General features: G+C 61.5%; 15 protein-coding genes and 1 tRNA gene. 5 read left to right on the forward strand and 11 right to left on the reverse strand.

Annotated elements, in window-relative coordinates; genetic code table 11:
• Window positions 1-20: 20 nt before the first annotated feature.
• Together murA and NKH42_RS09245 are read right to left on the reverse strand one after the other, a co-directional pair.
• Complete coding sequence (gene murA / locus NKH42_RS09240) at window positions 21-1,313, reverse strand: UDP-N-acetylglucosamine 1-carboxyvinyltransferase (protein ID WP_352751527.1); 1,293 nt, start codon at window positions 1,311-1,313, stop codon at window positions 21-23.
• A gap of 158 nt (window positions 1,314-1,471) precedes the next feature.
• Window positions 1,472-1,672: a hypothetical protein gene (locus NKH42_RS09245; protein WP_352475882.1), complete on the reverse strand. Its 201-nt coding sequence runs from the start codon at window positions 1,670-1,672 to the stop codon at window positions 1,472-1,474.
• 173 nt (window positions 1,673-1,845) lie between these two features.
• Between NKH42_RS09245 and NKH42_RS09250 the strand changes: the two genes are divergently transcribed.
• Window positions 1,846-1,920 (forward strand) — tRNA-Thr (locus NKH42_RS09250).
• Window positions 1,921-2,064: 144 nt separating this feature from the next.
• Here NKH42_RS09250 and NKH42_RS09255 read toward each other — a convergent pair.
• The 4 genes from NKH42_RS09255 to NKH42_RS09270 form a co-directional block, all read right to left on the reverse strand.
• Window positions 2,065-3,420: a tetratricopeptide repeat protein gene (locus NKH42_RS09255; protein ID WP_352751529.1), complete on the reverse strand. Its 1,356-nt coding sequence runs from the start codon at window positions 3,418-3,420 to the stop codon at window positions 2,065-2,067.
• 57 nt (window positions 3,421-3,477) lie between these two features.
• Window positions 3,478-3,861, reverse strand: coding sequence for a hypothetical protein (locus tag NKH42_RS09260; RefSeq protein ID WP_352644254.1), 384 nt, complete (start codon window positions 3,859-3,861; stop codon window positions 3,478-3,480).
• A gap of 896 nt (window positions 3,862-4,757) precedes the next feature.
• Window positions 4,758-5,375 carry a cupin domain-containing protein gene (locus NKH42_RS09265; protein WP_352740012.1) on the reverse strand — a complete coding sequence of 206 codons (618 nt, stop codon included), beginning with the start codon at window positions 5,373-5,375 and terminating at the stop codon, window positions 4,758-4,760.
• Window positions 5,376-5,663: 288 nt separating this feature from the next.
• Entirely contained in the window at window positions 5,664-6,071 is a 408-nt protein-coding gene (locus NKH42_RS09270) for a hypothetical protein (protein ID WP_352740010.1), read from the reverse strand.
• A 258-nt stretch (window positions 6,072-6,329) separates the two neighbouring features.
• Here NKH42_RS09270 and NKH42_RS09275 point away from each other — a divergent pair, with 258 nt between their 5' ends.
• Together NKH42_RS09275 and NKH42_RS09280 are read left to right on the forward strand one after the other, a co-directional pair.
• Window positions 6,330-6,638, forward strand: a complete 309-nt coding sequence (locus NKH42_RS09275) for a hypothetical protein (protein WP_352740008.1) — start codon at window positions 6,330-6,332, stop codon at window positions 6,636-6,638.
• A 189-nt stretch (window positions 6,639-6,827) separates the two neighbouring features.
• On the forward strand, window positions 6,828-7,373 hold the full coding sequence (locus NKH42_RS09280) for a group I truncated hemoglobin (RefSeq protein ID WP_352508632.1): 546 nt from the start codon (window positions 6,828-6,830) through the stop codon (window positions 7,371-7,373).
• A gap of 92 nt (window positions 7,374-7,465) precedes the next feature.
• Here NKH42_RS09280 and NKH42_RS09285 read toward each other — a convergent pair whose 3' ends face one another.
• From NKH42_RS09285 to NKH42_RS09305, 5 genes are all read right to left on the reverse strand, one after another.
• Window positions 7,466-8,059 carry an SOS response-associated peptidase gene (locus NKH42_RS09285; protein WP_352740006.1) on the reverse strand — a complete coding sequence of 198 codons (594 nt, stop codon included), beginning with the start codon at window positions 8,057-8,059 and terminating at the stop codon, window positions 7,466-7,468.
• Window positions 8,060-8,142: 83 nt separating this feature from the next.
• On the reverse strand, window positions 8,143-8,400 hold the full coding sequence (locus NKH42_RS09290; protein ID WP_352508634.1) for a hypothetical protein: 258 nt from the start codon (window positions 8,398-8,400) through the stop codon (window positions 8,143-8,145).
• 269 nt (window positions 8,401-8,669) lie between these two features.
• Window positions 8,670-9,197, reverse strand: a complete 528-nt coding sequence (locus NKH42_RS09295) for a hypothetical protein (protein ID WP_352508635.1) — start codon at window positions 9,195-9,197, stop codon at window positions 8,670-8,672.
• A gap of 510 nt (window positions 9,198-9,707) precedes the next feature.
• The gene (locus NKH42_RS09300; RefSeq protein WP_023677416.1) at window positions 9,708-9,908 is read right to left on the reverse strand and encodes a CsbD family protein; all 201 of its coding nucleotides are present in this window, start codon (window positions 9,906-9,908) and stop codon (window positions 9,708-9,710) included.
• A gap of 191 nt (window positions 9,909-10,099) precedes the next feature.
• Window positions 10,100-11,383, reverse strand: a complete 1,284-nt coding sequence (locus NKH42_RS09305; RefSeq protein WP_352751531.1) for an ROK family transcriptional regulator — start codon at window positions 11,381-11,383, stop codon at window positions 10,100-10,102.
• A gap of 196 nt (window positions 11,384-11,579) precedes the next feature.
• Here NKH42_RS09305 and NKH42_RS09310 point away from each other — a divergent pair, with 196 nt between their 5' ends.
• Both NKH42_RS09310 and NKH42_RS09315 read left to right on the forward strand, forming a co-directional pair.
• Window positions 11,580-14,138, forward strand: coding sequence for an ATP-binding cassette domain-containing protein (locus tag NKH42_RS09310; RefSeq protein WP_352974045.1), 2,559 nt, complete (start codon window positions 11,580-11,582; stop codon window positions 14,136-14,138).
• Window positions 14,135-15,124, forward strand: a complete 990-nt coding sequence (locus tag NKH42_RS09315; RefSeq protein ID WP_352508639.1) for an ABC transporter permease — start codon at window positions 14,135-14,137, stop codon at window positions 15,122-15,124. Before NKH42_RS09310 ends, NKH42_RS09315 begins: the two co-directional genes overlap by 4 nt.
• The last annotated feature ends 10 nt before the right edge of the window (window positions 15,125-15,134 follow it).

The raw sequence follows: 15,134 nt of genomic DNA on the forward strand, positions 1-15,134 counted from the left end.
ACAAGCCCTGCGGAAAGGCTCTAGCCCGAAATGCGCTCGATCTCCGCGCCGCAGCCGGACAGCTTTTCCTCCAGCCGCTCGAAGCCGCGGTCGAGATGGTAGACGCGGTTGACGGTGGTTTCGCCTTCGGCGGCGAGGCCGGCGATGACCAGCGACACCGAGGCGCGAAGATCGGTCGCCATGACCGGCGCGCCCTTCAGCTTCGCCACCCCGTCGACGATCGCGGTCTGGCCGGACAGCGTGATGTGGGCGCCGAGCCGGGCGAGTTCCTGGACGTGCATGAAGCGGTTTTCGAAGATCGTCTCGGTGATGCGCGACTTGCCCTTGGCCATCGTCATCAGGCCCATGAACTGCGCCTGCAGATCGGTCGGGAAAGCCGGGAAGGGCGCCGTCGTCACGTCAACCGGTGAAATGCCGGCGCCATTGCGCCTGACGCGGATGCCGGAATTGGTCTGCGTGATCTCGGCGCCGGTCTGCGAAATGATGTCCAGCACCGTCTGCAACAGGTCGGGCCGCGCGCCTTCGAGCACGACGTCGCCGCCGGTCATCGCCACCGCCATCGCATAGGTGCCGGTCTCGATACGGTCGGGGATCACCCTGACGCGGGCGCCCGACAGCGCCTCGACGCCGTCGATGGCGATGGTCGCCGTGCCGGCGCCCGAGATCTTCGCGCCCATGGCGTTGAGGCATTCGGCGAGGTTGACGATCTCCGGCTCGCGGGCGGCATTTTCGAGCACCGTCTCGCCCTTGGCCAGCGAGGCCGCCATCATCAGCACATGGGTGGCGCCGACCGAGACTTTCGGGAACACATAACGGTTGCCGACAAGCCGTCCGTTCCTGGTCTTGGCGATGACGTAGCCGGTGTCGACGTCGATATCGGCGCCCAGCGCCTGCAGGCCTTCGAGGAAGAGGTCGACTGGGCGCGTGCCGATGGCGCAGCCACCGGGCAGCGACACCTTCGCCTCGCCCATGCGGGCCAGCAACGGACCGATCACCCAGAACGAGGCCCGCATCTTCGACACCAGCTCGTAAGGCGCCGTCGTGTCGACAATGTTGCGGGCGGAGAAAGTGATGGTGCGCGAATAGCCTTCCTGCTGCTTTTCGCGGCGGCCATTGACCGAGTAGTCGACGCCGTGATTGCCGAGGATGCGGATGAGCTGTTCGACATCGGCCAGATGCGGCACGTTTTCCAGCGTCAGCGTGTCGTCGGTCAAAAGCGAAGCGATCATCAGCGGCAGCGCGGCGTTTTTCGCGCCCGAGATCGGGATGCTTCCGGCAAGCTTGTTGCCGCCGACAATTCTGATGCGATCCATGAAGAGCGTCCCCTCGGCTAAAAGGCCGGTTTAAATCGGTTGAGTCTGTTGCCGCCCATCTAGACCATTGGCCGGCTTGGTTCAAGAAACAGGCTATTCCCCACTTTGGCCCACGCTGATTTGGCCAAAGTACCGGCGACCAACATAGCCGATTCGCGTTAATCTTTTTTCATCGCCGCCTGCAGCCCGTCCGGCCGCTGGTCGGCGTCGCCGGTCCTTCGTGAGCGCAATTGCGCCTTGCGCTTCTGCAGATTGGCGCGCAACTGCTCGGCCAGGCGGTCCTTGCGGCCAGTTCCTGCCTTTTTCGCGGAACCATCCTTCTTCGGTGGCTTGTTCGGAGAAACTGCCTTGTCGTTCATCGTTCCGTCCCCGGCCCGGCGACCCGCCGGTACGGATCAAGGGATAGCCAACATTGTGGCACGGCCATGTCCGCAACGATCGCCTGGTGCGGCCTTTCAACCCGGCCCCGTTTGTGCCCTTGTCTTGGCCTTGCGCTTGCCGGTTCGATATGGCAGAAGCCCCGCCATCGGCGGCTGCGGTAGCTCAGTGGTAGAGCACTCCCTTGGTAAGGGAGAGGTCGAGAGTTCAATCCTCTCTCGCAGCACCAGATCACCTACCCAGCACACGTCAGGCCAACGGCGAAGGTGGGTCTTTGTCAGCAGGGAGGCGCCGTTCCTGGGCGACACGCGGCTGACCCGACCGACTTTGTTGCCACCGACAGAGCCCCGGAACATAATACCCGCAGCGCACCCTATGGAGTTACGCCCAGGGCGCGCAGTGCCTTGCTTGCCGCGACATATTCGATGAAATCGCGGGGGCAGTCGCGGACGGCTAGCCGGTAAAGTCGCAAGGCCTTGTCGGGATGGCCCTTGAGTTGGTGGAACTCCGCGGCATAAAAATCGGCCTCACACACATTTCCCCGGTTCCTGCTCGGGACCGGGTCGTCTGCTTCGGCGAGTGCCGATTCGGGCGTCTGCTCCCCAAGGAACATGCGAACGAGCGGGGCAGGCCATTTGGTCATGTCCAACTTACTGGTAGCCTCACGCAAATTGCTAACGCCGCTATTGCGCTGCTCCGCCAGATCCGCCCAAATCGCATAATAGGCATTGTCGGGTGCTAGTGCTGCCGCCGTGGCAAGATCGGCTTGCGCTTTCGCCGGATCTCGGCCGTAGAAATAGTAAATTCCCCTGCTTCCATACGGGTTGACATAGGTCGGATCGAGTGTGATCGCCTGGCTATAATCGGCGACGGCGCGCTCTGCATCACCCTTTGCGCCCCATGAAATGGCCCGGTTATTGTAAGCGTAGGGGTGTTGGGGATTGAGGCTGATCGTCTCGTCGAAATCGGCGATGGCGCGGTCGAATTCGCCCATCCTGTTGAAAACGAAGCCGCGGTTGTTGTAGGCCTCCAGATATTTCGGATCGAGCTCGATGGCGTGGCTGTAGTCGGCGATGGCGCGAGTGTCGTGGCCCTTGTGAGCCCAAGCGAGACCGCGGTTATAGATGGCCATGGCTTTTTCCGGATCGAGCTCGATCGCCCGGTCGAAGTCGCTGATGGCGCTGTCGTTCTCGCGCTTATCGAGCCAAAGAAGTCCGCGCTCGTTGTAGGCATCGGTGTCGTTCGGATCGAGGGCGATGGCGTTGTCGTAGTCCACCATGGCCAGGTCATTGTCGCCGCTGTCAGCCCAGGCGATCGCCCGGTTGTGGTAAGCGTTGGCGCGACTCTTCGGGCTTCGCGCCCCGTCCTCGATGATCCGCGTGCAGGCGGCGATCCGCTGTGAGCCTGCAGCGGCGCCTCCGCAATCGTCAGTATCCTCAGCCAAGGTAGGGGCAGCGAGCGCAAGCAGCACAACAAGACCGACCAGCACCCGCTGTGCCGCTTGAATTGACCGTTCGATTGGCCGCCCATCAAACATCATGCCAGCAGATTTCGGATCACAATTGCGGGTTGTTGGTCTCCTGCCAATCTGATCAAACAAATCCTGGTTCTGCGCAAGGCATCGCCGCAAAGAAAATGGGTTGATAAATATTGGATTGAGCTGATCGCGAGATGTGGGCTTGCTCGCGCTCGAGTCCGCGCTCCAAAGGAGGCTAGGTCGTAAACTCATAAATGCGGAATGACCAAGATGGGTGAAATGGGAGCTGTCCTTAAAGGTTGCGGAGGTTCAGCCGGGGATAGGGGTGCGGAAGCCGTGAGTGTCGCAAAGCTTTTTGGCCCTGCCATCGACTTTGGAGTCACTATCAATTTCTTCGACTTCGACAGCCCCATCCGTCTTATGCGCAAAGAAGAGAATGGAGGTCGACATGCTGCCACCATCCGTAAGCCCACAAAGGTAGACAACCCCACTTTCTCCCATGCGAGCCATCGCGATCCACACTGTTGGTTCCGTCGAGATGGCAAGGTGCTTCCGGATTGCAAGCTTCAAGGGAGCTACATCGCTAAGCGTGGTGTCGTGGGGAAAGGTTTTCTCGGTGGCGTCTTGAGCTAATGCCGAACTAGTCCACGCTCCGACGACAATCCATGCAAGAAGAATCAAACCTCGCGTCATCCGAACTTCACCAGTGCAGGTTGCCTTTTGTGATTAGGATGTTTGCGAAGGGAAGGTATACAAGTCGGAAAGCGTCCGCAATGCGTCGGTGAGACCACATGGCACGCGATGCTCCCAGTGAAACTCTGGCAAGAAATAGATCGCTTAGGGCACTTAGCTAGGCCTCGATACCCTGCTTACTGTCGTCTACGTGCGGAGTCAGTTCTGGTGGGGTATCAAAATGAAAGACCGTAACTCGGCGATCCTGCATCGGCTCAGTTCCATCGCAAAGAAACAGGCACTGAGCACCACGACACGGCGCCGGACCACAGGTGGGCTGCTCATCGGGTTCGTGGCTGTGTTTCCTCTCGCAGCACCATCGAATTCAGCATGCACCTGTTAGCGTCAACTGGTCGCTAGTATCCTGGGCAGACTCCCGCATCATTCGAACCACACTGAAGCGATCGATGACAATCGCACCCTGGTGCGCTTCTCGTGTTTGGGCCGTACTTCACCAGACGACCGTGAATGCCGAGGAGGAGTTGTCTTTGCCATTGGCTTAGGTGACCGCGACCCAGCGCAATCTCGATGCGGGGTCTGAGGCCAGGGACCCTGGCGAGGCTGAGGCGACCAAGGCCAAGGCCGTTGTGGAGGCCAAGCAGCTCACGGCCTCCATTGGGCCGCTGAAGGGGCCGGTTGGAACCCCAGTCAGATCGCGGCAACGCTCGCTGGCCTGGGAGTGGCGACGCCCCCGAGCGGGAAGTGGACGGCTATGGGTCAGGCGAACCCAATCCGATGGTGTTGGGGCCAAAACCCAACACCCTGAAGGACCCGAGTTCGACCCCAGGGCAGACATTCTCAGCTTGTTGACCGATTGTCTGCAACAGAGCGGAAGTACCACCCTGGGAAATGTCGCCTCAGTCGAGGCTGGCCGGCGACGAAAACGGCTGATTGGCGTCGACCACGAAGATCGCCAGCTCATCGAGATTGGTTGTGCCGGCGCTGAACACCTCCATCGGCGTGTTGGCCCCGTGTCCGATCATGGCCGTACCAGCTTCAGCATAGGTCACTCCGTGGGGCGTTCTCTGGCCGAGCTTGCCGGTCAGCACATAGAAGGCCTCCGGTCCCGGATGCGTATGGATCTTCGTCTTGACGCCGGGCGCTCCACCGGCGCGGTTGACGCGCAGCAAGTACTCGCTTGCCCTGATCGGAGGGACCGGTCCGATCTCGACGACCTTGGTTCCGCCGGTCGTAGGGCCATCCTTCGGTCCAAGCGTGAACAGCCAGACCTTGCCTGCGACCTCCGCCGCAAGCGAGGTCGGGCCCGCAGCGCTTTGGGCCTGCGCCAGCGTTGGGAAATTTTCCAGCCGCCAGTACAACGGTCCGGAGGGCAGTTCCTTCACCTTTTTCTCAACCACCGGCTCGACGGCGAATTTGCTGTCTGCGGGCATTGCGGCTGACGTTATCAGCCCGAAAGCACACACCGAGAATATAAGCAGGCCAATACGGCGGGCGCTGAGGGAATGCGGCTTCATGGTTGGTCCTCCCTTTCATGGTCGCCCCCTCGACCCAATATTAGCTATAGCATATGTACCGCCTTACAGCACTGACCAAGTTTCGGGTCACCCTAGAGCGCCTGCCGCCAAAGAAGACTGTTCATGATGCCAAACCGTCTAGGGAGAGTTTTCAAATAGTTTTCAAATATTGGAACTCGGTCGTCGCGGTGGCACTGGCTGCGATGGCGATTGTCAGGGGCGGAAGGCGTGGCTCCTCCGCGTCGTCAAATGGGTAGCCGACGGCCCCTTTAGGGTTCGAAGCAGTCTTTACCCCAGCCTACTGTGTCTGACGTGAGCCCAACGGTCCAGCCGTCCGAAATCGGCCCGCGCATGGCGGCCAGCGCCGTTCGGGCGGGCGTCCGAAAATGCCTGAATGCCAAGCATCTCGCCATGATAGAAAATGCCAAGGTCGAGCCACAGCTCGCGCTCGCACGCGCCATGATGCGCGTGGGGAAGCGTTCTGGTCTGCCCCCGCTGCAGGCGGCTTGACAAAGCCTGCAGCCGGGAACAATCGCTCAATGACTCGCGTTTCTTGCGAAGACCCGCTTCTTTTGCACGGGCAGCGGCCTCGAAGGCTCGCAAATGTCGCGCCGGCGTTTCAATCGCACCCGCCTCAGCCCTCACGATTTGGCTATTTGTGAACGCGTGTTCGATCAGGTTTGCGCAGATGAGCACATTGACCCTCTAAGCATGGCTGCCGAAGCCTTAGCGGTGATGATTGTCGCAATCTTCCGAAACGTGACTACCAATGAGCGCGAACTGCTGGAGGAAGTTAGGTCTCTTCGTGGCTCAAAAGGCACAGAGAAGGCGCACTAGCTTCGCAACGTTCTGGGGCGAATTGGCCTAGTCCCGCTTTGGCACAGCCATTTGGTATCTGAATTGCTCATTGAGAATCGCCAGAGTGTAGCCACCGAGCTTGCGAAGGGGATGGAAATGGGCTTAGCCGAAGACTTATCAGATGTCGCGCTCACATTCGAATGTCCGGATTGCTTGCATCCGGCGGTAAGAAAGGGCTCTGCACTAAGAACAATCGCGCACTTCAAATGCGACGGGTGCAACGCAAAGGTGCGGATCACCTATCCGCAGAAGCTAGCGATCTTCGAAAAGCACAGGCTATTGGCCGCAGGCGACCGCCGCCAGCAAGGCCAGGAACACTACGGTGCCCGCAACAACATCGATCGGGCCGCCGATGCGGCCGAAATGGCTTCGCGACCGCTGCCGCGCGCGGCGACGCGTGCTTAAGCCTTCCTCATCCGCGCGACCTTTACGCATGTTGACCACAGCAATGCCGTCCATCGGAATAATTCGGACGAAGGGTGCGTTAGTTCATTAGATGATGCTAAAAATACGGCAACGTGTCCGAATGTCACTTCATGAAGCCCGCCAGACAGGCTGCGGCTTGCTCTGGCCTAACCTCGAAGGGAACCAGGGATGAAAATTTCGACCTCTTTGACAAGACGAAGTGTTGTCGCCGGGCTGGCGCTGGCCGCCGCATCGACGTCGGTATTGCCTGCCGACAACGCACTCGCCCAGGCTAAGAAAACCACATCGGGGAAGACTCTATATGAGCGCCTGGGTGGTGTGTTCGCCATCGCGGCGGTGATCGATCATTTCAGCGACGCCGTCGTGATGAACCCGATTGTCGGCAAGAAGTCCAAGAACCCACAATTGCGCAAATGGCACACCAAGAACCTTGAAAGGTTGCCCGGCCTCAAGTTCATGCGGACGCTGTGGGTCTGCGACGTTTCTGGCGGGCCCTTCAAGTTCGTCGCCACCAAGCCCGGCACGACGCCGCTCGGCCTCGAGGAGGCACATCGCGACCTGCGGATTTCCCCCGCGGAATTCGATGAGGTCGCAGCGGAACTCGGGCGGACCTTGGATCATTTCAAAATTCCGAAGCCTGAGAAAACCGAAGTCCTGGAAGCTTTCGCCGCTCACAAGGACGAGGTCACCGCCGGCTACGTCAAGCCGGGCTGAAGCGCTTATATCGCGCGGGCATTCGTTCTGAGCATGGGGCGCGGCGCCGTGGCTATGCGGCGCAGCCGCACCGCGCAATTTTCCGATGGTTCCTACTCCGAACCCGCCCGAGCTGTCTCCACTCTGAGCGACCCTTCCGGCAACGGGCGCAGGAGTTCAGCCTCGGACCTCGTCAAGTGGATCCAGGCCGCCCAGTCCGATGGCCGCAGCACAACCACTTGCCGGTTGTGATATGGCGCCACGTCCGGCCCCGGCTCGCTCGTCAGCATCGTGAACGTCGGCGGCTTGTTGCCGATACCCTCGCGCCACAACCCGGCAATCGCCATGAACGAATGGCCATTCAGCGTGAACCTGTGCTTGGTTTTTGGATATTTCGTTCCCGTGAATTCGAAGAATGCCGACGCCGGAACGAGACAGCGCTTGCTGTTGCCGAACTGCCGGCCCTCCGAGCGAAAGTTGAATACAGGTCCGCCTTTTGGCCCGGCCGGGGGAAAGCCGAACGTCATCGACGCCAGTTCGATTGCGTCGCCGGCGGCGCGCATTACAGGCGCGGGGTCGTTGATGTGGATGTCATCCGCCTGCGGCAGATCCAGTTCGGTTTGATGGCTGGGGATTTTGAGCGCCAGCGATTCCATCATCCTGCAGTATTCGGCCCAGGCGATGTGCTGCTCGTAGTCGTTGCACATGGAAAGGCTCCGGACGCTCGACCGAGATCAGTTCAATCCATAGCGTCTGGTTGGCGCTGATTGCCGGCGGATTTGATATAAGCCTATTTGGGCCGGCGTGCGGCAGCGATGGTCTGCAACAGATTGATGCTGTTCACGTCGGGTTGACTGGATGCGGCGACCGCAAGTGCGGCGGCCTCGGCTATTTTCGCGACGTCGTCGCTGCTGATCGTTCCGCGCTTTTCCAGCAGGTTTACAAGCTCGACAACGAGAAGAAAGGCGTTCACACCATATCGTTCGGCTTTGAGCTCGAACTCGCCTCGGGCCAATTTCTCCCTGTCTCCTTCAGCCCGTTTGTCCACGTCGGCGTCCTCTCCTATGGCTACAAGCTATTAACGCTTAGCACGAATGGTTTAATCCTTCGAACTGGCCACAACCTTCGCCAATTGCCGGGCATAGTGTCGCCGGTGGCAAGGGCATGGGTTCGGTTCAGCCAAGGATGAGACCAGCCAACAGAACGGTAAGAATAAAGGACAACTCGACGGTAAGTAGCCCGCATGCTTCCAAAGTGTTGGTTTGCCAAGCTTTCGTCGGGCGCCTCCGGTTTGAATTCCTGTTTCGCGAACCAACTTCATCGGGCACTAGATCGGACGCGGAGCCGGCTTGAATTTGGCAAAGCGCTCCTCTTCATCGGCCCGGAAGGCATCTCCGCGAAACTCCGGAGCACCGTATGCGCGGCGCCGGCCTGCCTTTCATCGACCCGGGCCATCACCAGTATGACACCCTCAGCGATCCTCGGCTTGCGCGGCTTCTGGGCGAAATTGGCGAAAGTTCCGAGAAGCACGCCGGCAAAGCCGCCCCACGCCGCACCGACCAGAGCCATGCCGGTCATCCCCGCAGGATCGACGTCTTGAGCTCCAAAAGCGCTGAAACCGGCCAACAGACCAGCCGTGGCGCCAAGTGCGGCACCGGCGACGGCGCTCCGCCAGACAGCGCTCATCTCATCGTCGTAATATCCAGCAACGCTGATCGGTTCATCGTTGTCGTTGTAAGATCCGACGACGCTGATCTGGCGGCGGCGAATCCCGGCAGCCTGAAGCGCGGCAACGGCACGTGCTGCCTGGGCATGGGAATTGAACAGTCTGCTGATTGTTTGCATTTACGCCCAGGCCCGACGCTCGTTAGCAGCGTCGGGCCTCTCCTCCCTGGCTTTGAACTCTTCCGCCCGGACGCATCTTCGTCGCGCCAAAGCTCACCACAACGTGAGCCAGCCGGCTACGTTCCTCAGCCGAGGCTTCGGTCCAACCCCAGAGTGTCTTGCTTGGGACCTAAGTCTGACCAGCTTGGGCGTGCTGAGGCCATGCCGCGCGGGGAAGGTCGCCGGCTCGAAGAGAGGGTTCAGATGCTATCGCAGACCCAAAAAACTCAAAATGGCTATTATGATCACGATCGCGCCGACCAGCCAGATAATGTTGTTCATGATTGCACTCCTTCGCCTCCGGGCGGGGCGCACGCCGGGGCGAAGCCCGCCACGCAAGTAGAACATTAGATACGGCTAAAGGTTCCTCGCGGGGCCTCGCTGTCGAAAGAGCCCACCGCACCAGTCGGCACGGCGGGCGAGGCAGAGTTTCACCCCGGTGGGGGCAGAAGACGGCGTTGCGTCCAAGGCTCAGCTGATGCTTCTGGACCAGTCATCAACCTGGCGCTCCGCCTCTTCCTTGGCGATGCCATATCGCTCCTGGATACGCCCCAAGAGCTGGTCCCTATTGCCCTCGATCCGATCAAGATCATCGTCGGTTAAGTCACCCCACTGCTCTTTCGCCTTGCCTTTGAACTGCGTCCATTTTCCCTTGATTTGATCCCAGTTCATATGTTCCTCCTTGCTTCCTGGGCCCGCACTGAAGCGGAGCGCGGACCGATCGGCATTTCAATGTCGGTGACGAATGAAGATTAGCGGCCGCTAAAAGTTCCGGTGCCGGCGCAAAAAGCCCGCCGTGCCCGTGCCGGACTGCGAGGTGATGTTGATGATGCCTGGAGCTTGATGCTCCTTGCAGCGCCACCCTATCCCGTTGAAGTCGCTGAGCTTCTTCCTGGTTGGCTTTGGCTGGCAAGTCTCGACAGGCTGCCCAGCAGCATCGTTCTGTCCTTGCCGATCATCAGCACGCCGCTGTCGGGCGCCAACAGTGCCGAGAACGGCAGCATCGCCGCGCCGATCGGCGAAGCCTCGGGGCCGAATTGTCCCGATACGATTTCCGGCGCCACGATGCCGATGGCGCTGATCCTGTTGAACTGGGTCTGCACCTTTGCCAGCAGCTCGAGATGGATCGGCCGCGGCAGGATGCTGTCGAGAACGATCGCCTCGATGTCGATGACCGAGGTGATGGCGATGATCGCCTCGACCAGCGCATTGGCGCAATCGTCGATCCATTCGGACAGCGGCTCGCGCGCCCCCGGCGGCAAGGGGTCGAGTTCGCGCACGCGATTGATTTCGATGCCGCGCGATTTGAGATGATTGACCAGCACATAGATCGAAGCGCGATGCAGCAGGCTCTGGTAGCGCGCCGGCTTGGCCGCCACCGAATCGAGGCTTGAAGGCGAGACCGGCAAAGGACCGAGCGCGGCGCTGTTGCCGTGCGGCCCGGTGTGGACCTTGCCGCCTTGCACCAGTCCGCCGCCGACAAAGGTGTCGATCGAGATATGCATGAAGTCGCGGAACCGTGCGCCGGTCCCTTGGATGAGCTCTGCGAGTGCAGCCGATGACGCGTCGTTTTCCACGAAGACCGGGGTCTTCGGCTTTGTGGCGAAGAACGTCGTCAGATCGATTGCTTCCCAGCGGCTGCCAAGGTCGTCGGGAAAGCCGAGTTCCTCGCTCCAGCCGCCGAGGAAATACGGCGAGGCGATGCCGACGCCGACGATGCTGGCATCGTCAAGCCCCTCGATCAACTTGTCGAAATTGGCCAGCGACATGTTGCCGGCCTTTAGCACCATGTCGGGGTCCGGAAAGCGATATTCGTGCGACTCGCGCGAGCGGACCTCGCCGGCGAAGTCGACGAGCACGGCTTCCAGCGCGCGCCGGCCGATCTTGATGCCGACGCTGTAGATGCGCTCCGGTGCAAGTCGGTAGAGAGTGGACGGCGATCCGCGTTGTCCGAACCTTTTTCCCACTTGCTTTACAAATCCTGACGATTCCAGCCCGTCGACAATAGCGGCGACCGCGGCCGGCGTCAGATTTGCGGCGCGCGCCAGATCTGACTTGGATGCCTCCTTCAGGCGGCGGATGGCATCAAGCACGAAACGCTCGTTATAATGCCGCACCTTGACCGAATTGCTGCCTTTTCCGGACAAAACCGGCGCCTCCCCATTCATTCCCGCAGAGTCACTCCAGTCGTCGGCAGCTTTGGGACTGCCGTGGGAGAGAGCACTCAAATCGCACCCGTGCGCGACGCGACAGTGCCCTTCGCGGCCATGGAAGTCAATTTTCCAGTTGCGGCATTCAGCCATTTAATATAGCAAATTGAAAAAACAGGACCAGGGAGGAAAGGTGCTGCACTTGGGCGCATTAGGCGAAGCCGACGCCATGGTGACGAACGACGCGGCTGTCCCCGTTGCCCTGGTTCAGGCGACAAAAGCCTTCGGCGGCACGATTGCCCTCAAGGACGCGTCCTTCGAATTGCGCTCAGGCGAGGTGCTGGCTCTGCTTGGCGAAAACGGCGCCGGCAAGAGCACCTGCGTAAAGCTGCTGGCCGGCGTGTATCTCCCGACCGGCGGCCATGTCGAAGTCGATGGCAAGCCTGTGGTCTTCCATTCGCCGCACGACGCCCAGGCTGCCGGCATCTCGGTCATGCACCAGCACCCCGGTCTTTTCCCTGATCTTTCGGTGGCGGAGAACATCTATCTCGGCCATATGCCGTGCGACCGCTTCGGCGGCATCGACAACGCCGCCATGCTTACCGGCGCGCGCAGGGTGCTGTCGACAGTCGGCCTCGACGTGCCGGCCGAAACCCGGCTCGGAACGTTGCGCACCTCCGAACAGCAACTGGTCGAGATCGCCCGCGCCCTGTCGCTCGACGCGCGGGTGCTGATCATGGACGAGCCGACGGCCGCCCTGTCGCAGCGCGAGGTCGAGCGGCTGTTCACTGTCGTCGCCGACCTGCGGCTGCACGGCGTGGCGATGATGTTCGTCGGCCACCGCATGGACGAAATCTTCCGCATCGCCGACCGCATCGCGGTGCTGCGCGACGGACGTCTCATTGGCGTCAAGCCGAAGGCCGAGCTTGGCCGCGCCGCCGCCATCGGCATGATGGTCGGCCGCGAGGTGACCGACCTCTATCCGCAACGAAGCCACGCCACCGGCGCACTGGTGCTGGAGGCGAGGGGGCTTTCGCACGCCGGTGGCTTTTCCAATATCGACCTCGAGCTCCATGCCGGCGAGGTGCTCGGGCTCGGCGGCCTGGTCGGCAGCGGGCGGACCGAGATCGCGCGCGTGCTGTTCGGCATCGACCAGCCCGATGCCGGCGAAATCCTGATCGACGGCGAAGCTGTGCGCTTCGCCTCGGCACGCGACGCCATGGATGCGCGCATTGCCTATGTCTCGGAAGACCGCATGGGCCAGAGCCTGGTGATGGATTTTTCCATCCTCGACAATGCGGTGCTGCCAATCCTCGACGAGGCAGCCCGCTCCGGCTTCTACGGCACGAACCGCGCGACCAACCTGGTCTCGGACTGGCTGAAGCGCATGAAGCTTCGCTTTTCCGGCTACGCGCAGCCGGTGAAGGAACTGTCCGGCGGCAACCAGCAGAAGGTGGTGTTGGCCAAATGGCTGCGCACCGAACCGCGCGTCCTCATCCTCGACGAGCCGACGCAAGGCATCGATGTCGGCACCAAGGCGGAAGTGCATGCGATGATCGCCGACCTTGCCGCCCAGGGCATGGCCATCATCCTGATCTCCTCCGAAATGCCCGAACTCATCGGCATGTGCGACCGCATTATCGTCCTGCGCGAAGGCCATCGGACGGCCGAATTTGCCAGGGGCGAAGCCACTCAGGAAAAGGTGCTGGAAGCAGCGACGAAAGCCGGCGAAAGCGCCGGCCCGGTAGCACAGGCCGCCGGCGAGGAGAAAAGAAAAGGGCCGCTCGACATACTGAAGCGGCGGGAGTTCGGCCTGCTCGCCGCGATGCTGGCGGTCGCGATCCCGGTCACCATCATCAACCCGCGCATGGTGAGCGCTGCAAACTTGACCGCCGTGTCGATGGATGCCGCGCTGCTCGTGGTTGCAGCACTCGCGCAGATGCTGGTGCTGATCACCCGCAACATCGACCTTTCGATCGCCGCGGTGATTGGCCTGTCGGCCTACATGGCGGCCAGCATGGTCCAGGCCTATCCAGGGCTCGACATCGGCATCGGGCTGATGACCGCATGCGCCGTCGGTGGCGTCGCCGGCCTGATCAACGGCCTCGTCGTCACCAGGGGAAAGATCCCGGCGATCGTCGTCACGCTGGCCTCGATGTCTATCTTCCGCGGCTTCAACTCGATCTGGGCAGCCGGCGACCAGATCAGCGCCGACGAAGTCACGCAAACCTGGCTCGACATGACCGGCCTGAAGATCGCCGGCGTGCCGCTGATCGTCGTCATCGCAATCGTCATCCTGTGCCTGGGCTACGTGCTGCTCTATCGCACCGCCTTCGGGCGCGAATTGTTCGCCGCCGGCTCCAATCCCGACGGCGCGCGTCTGATCGGCATCCCTGTCGACCGGCGCATTCTGCTGGCCTTTGGCATGGCCGGCCTGCTCGGCGGCCTGTGCGGCGCGCTGTGGGCATCGCGCTATGCGACCATCGACGCCCGCGTTGCGCTCGGCTTCGAACTCACGGTGATCGCGTCAGCGGTGGTCGGCGGCGTCGCCATCCGCGGTGGTTCGGGCACGCTGCTCGGCATCATTCTCGGAGCCCTCACGCTGCTGGTCATCAAAAACGGGCTGACGCTGGTGCGCGTCGATCCGCTGTGGCTGCAGGGCGTCTACGGCCTGGTGATCCTGGTCGCCATCGGCATCGACACCTTCATCGTACGGCGCGCCGAGCAGGCAAGACAGGCGAGGGCGCGGTGAAAAAGTTCCTCCGGTCGATCGACTTCTGGGATCTGCTGCTGGCGACCTCCTGTGTAGCCATCTTCCTCTATGCCGCGATCTTCGTGCCGAATTTCGTTTCCGGCTTCAATCTCTCGCAACTGGCCGCCAGCGCCTCGGAAAAGGCATTGCTGATCCTGCCGATGACGCTGCTCATCATCACCCGCGAGATCGACCTGTCGATCGCCTCGGTGCTGGCGCTGACATCCGTCGTCTTTGGCTTGCTGGTCCAGGCCGGTATGCCGACGCTTGCCGCAATTCCGCTGACACTCGTCGGCGGCGGCCTGCTCGGCGCCTTCAACGGCTATCTGGTCTCGGGCCTTGGACTGCAGTCGTTGGTTGTGACGCTCGGCACCATGGCGCTCTATCGAGGCCTTGGCTACATCCTGCTCGGCACCGGCTCGGTCAACATCCTGCCGCCCGCGGTCGTCGATTTCGGCATCAACAACCTGCCTGGCACCGAGATACCGTGGACCATCGTGCCCTTCCTGGTGCTGGCGCCGGTGTTTGCGGTCGTGCTGCAGAAGACGCCGACCGGCAAGCGCATCTACGCGCTCGGCGGCAGCCCCGAAGTGGCGCGCTATTCGGGCATAAACACGCGGCGGATGGTGCTGAACCTGTTCGTCGTCTCGGGCGTTGTCGCCGCCATAGCCGGCATCGTCTATACCGCGCGCCTCTCCAACGCCCGCGCCAACAATGCGCTCGGCATGGAGCTCGACGTCATCACCATTGTTCTGCTCGGCGGCGTCAGCGTCTTTGGCGGCAAGGGCCGCCTGACCGGCGTCATGCTGGCGCTGGTCCTGATCGCCATCATCCGCAACGTGCTGGCGCTCAACCAGATCGGTGGCGACGCGCAGGGCATGATCATCGGCCTGCTTCTGATCGGCTCGCTGCTGGTCGGCAATTACTGGCGCTCCACACAGGAGCTGCTCAGCAGATCCCGCGCAATGCGCGAGACAAAGGGGTGATCTCGGGCCC

The sequence above is a fragment of the Mesorhizobium sp. M1142 genome (assembly GCF_040318565.1).
Lineage (GTDB): Bacteria > Pseudomonadota > Alphaproteobacteria > Rhizobiales > Rhizobiaceae > Mesorhizobium.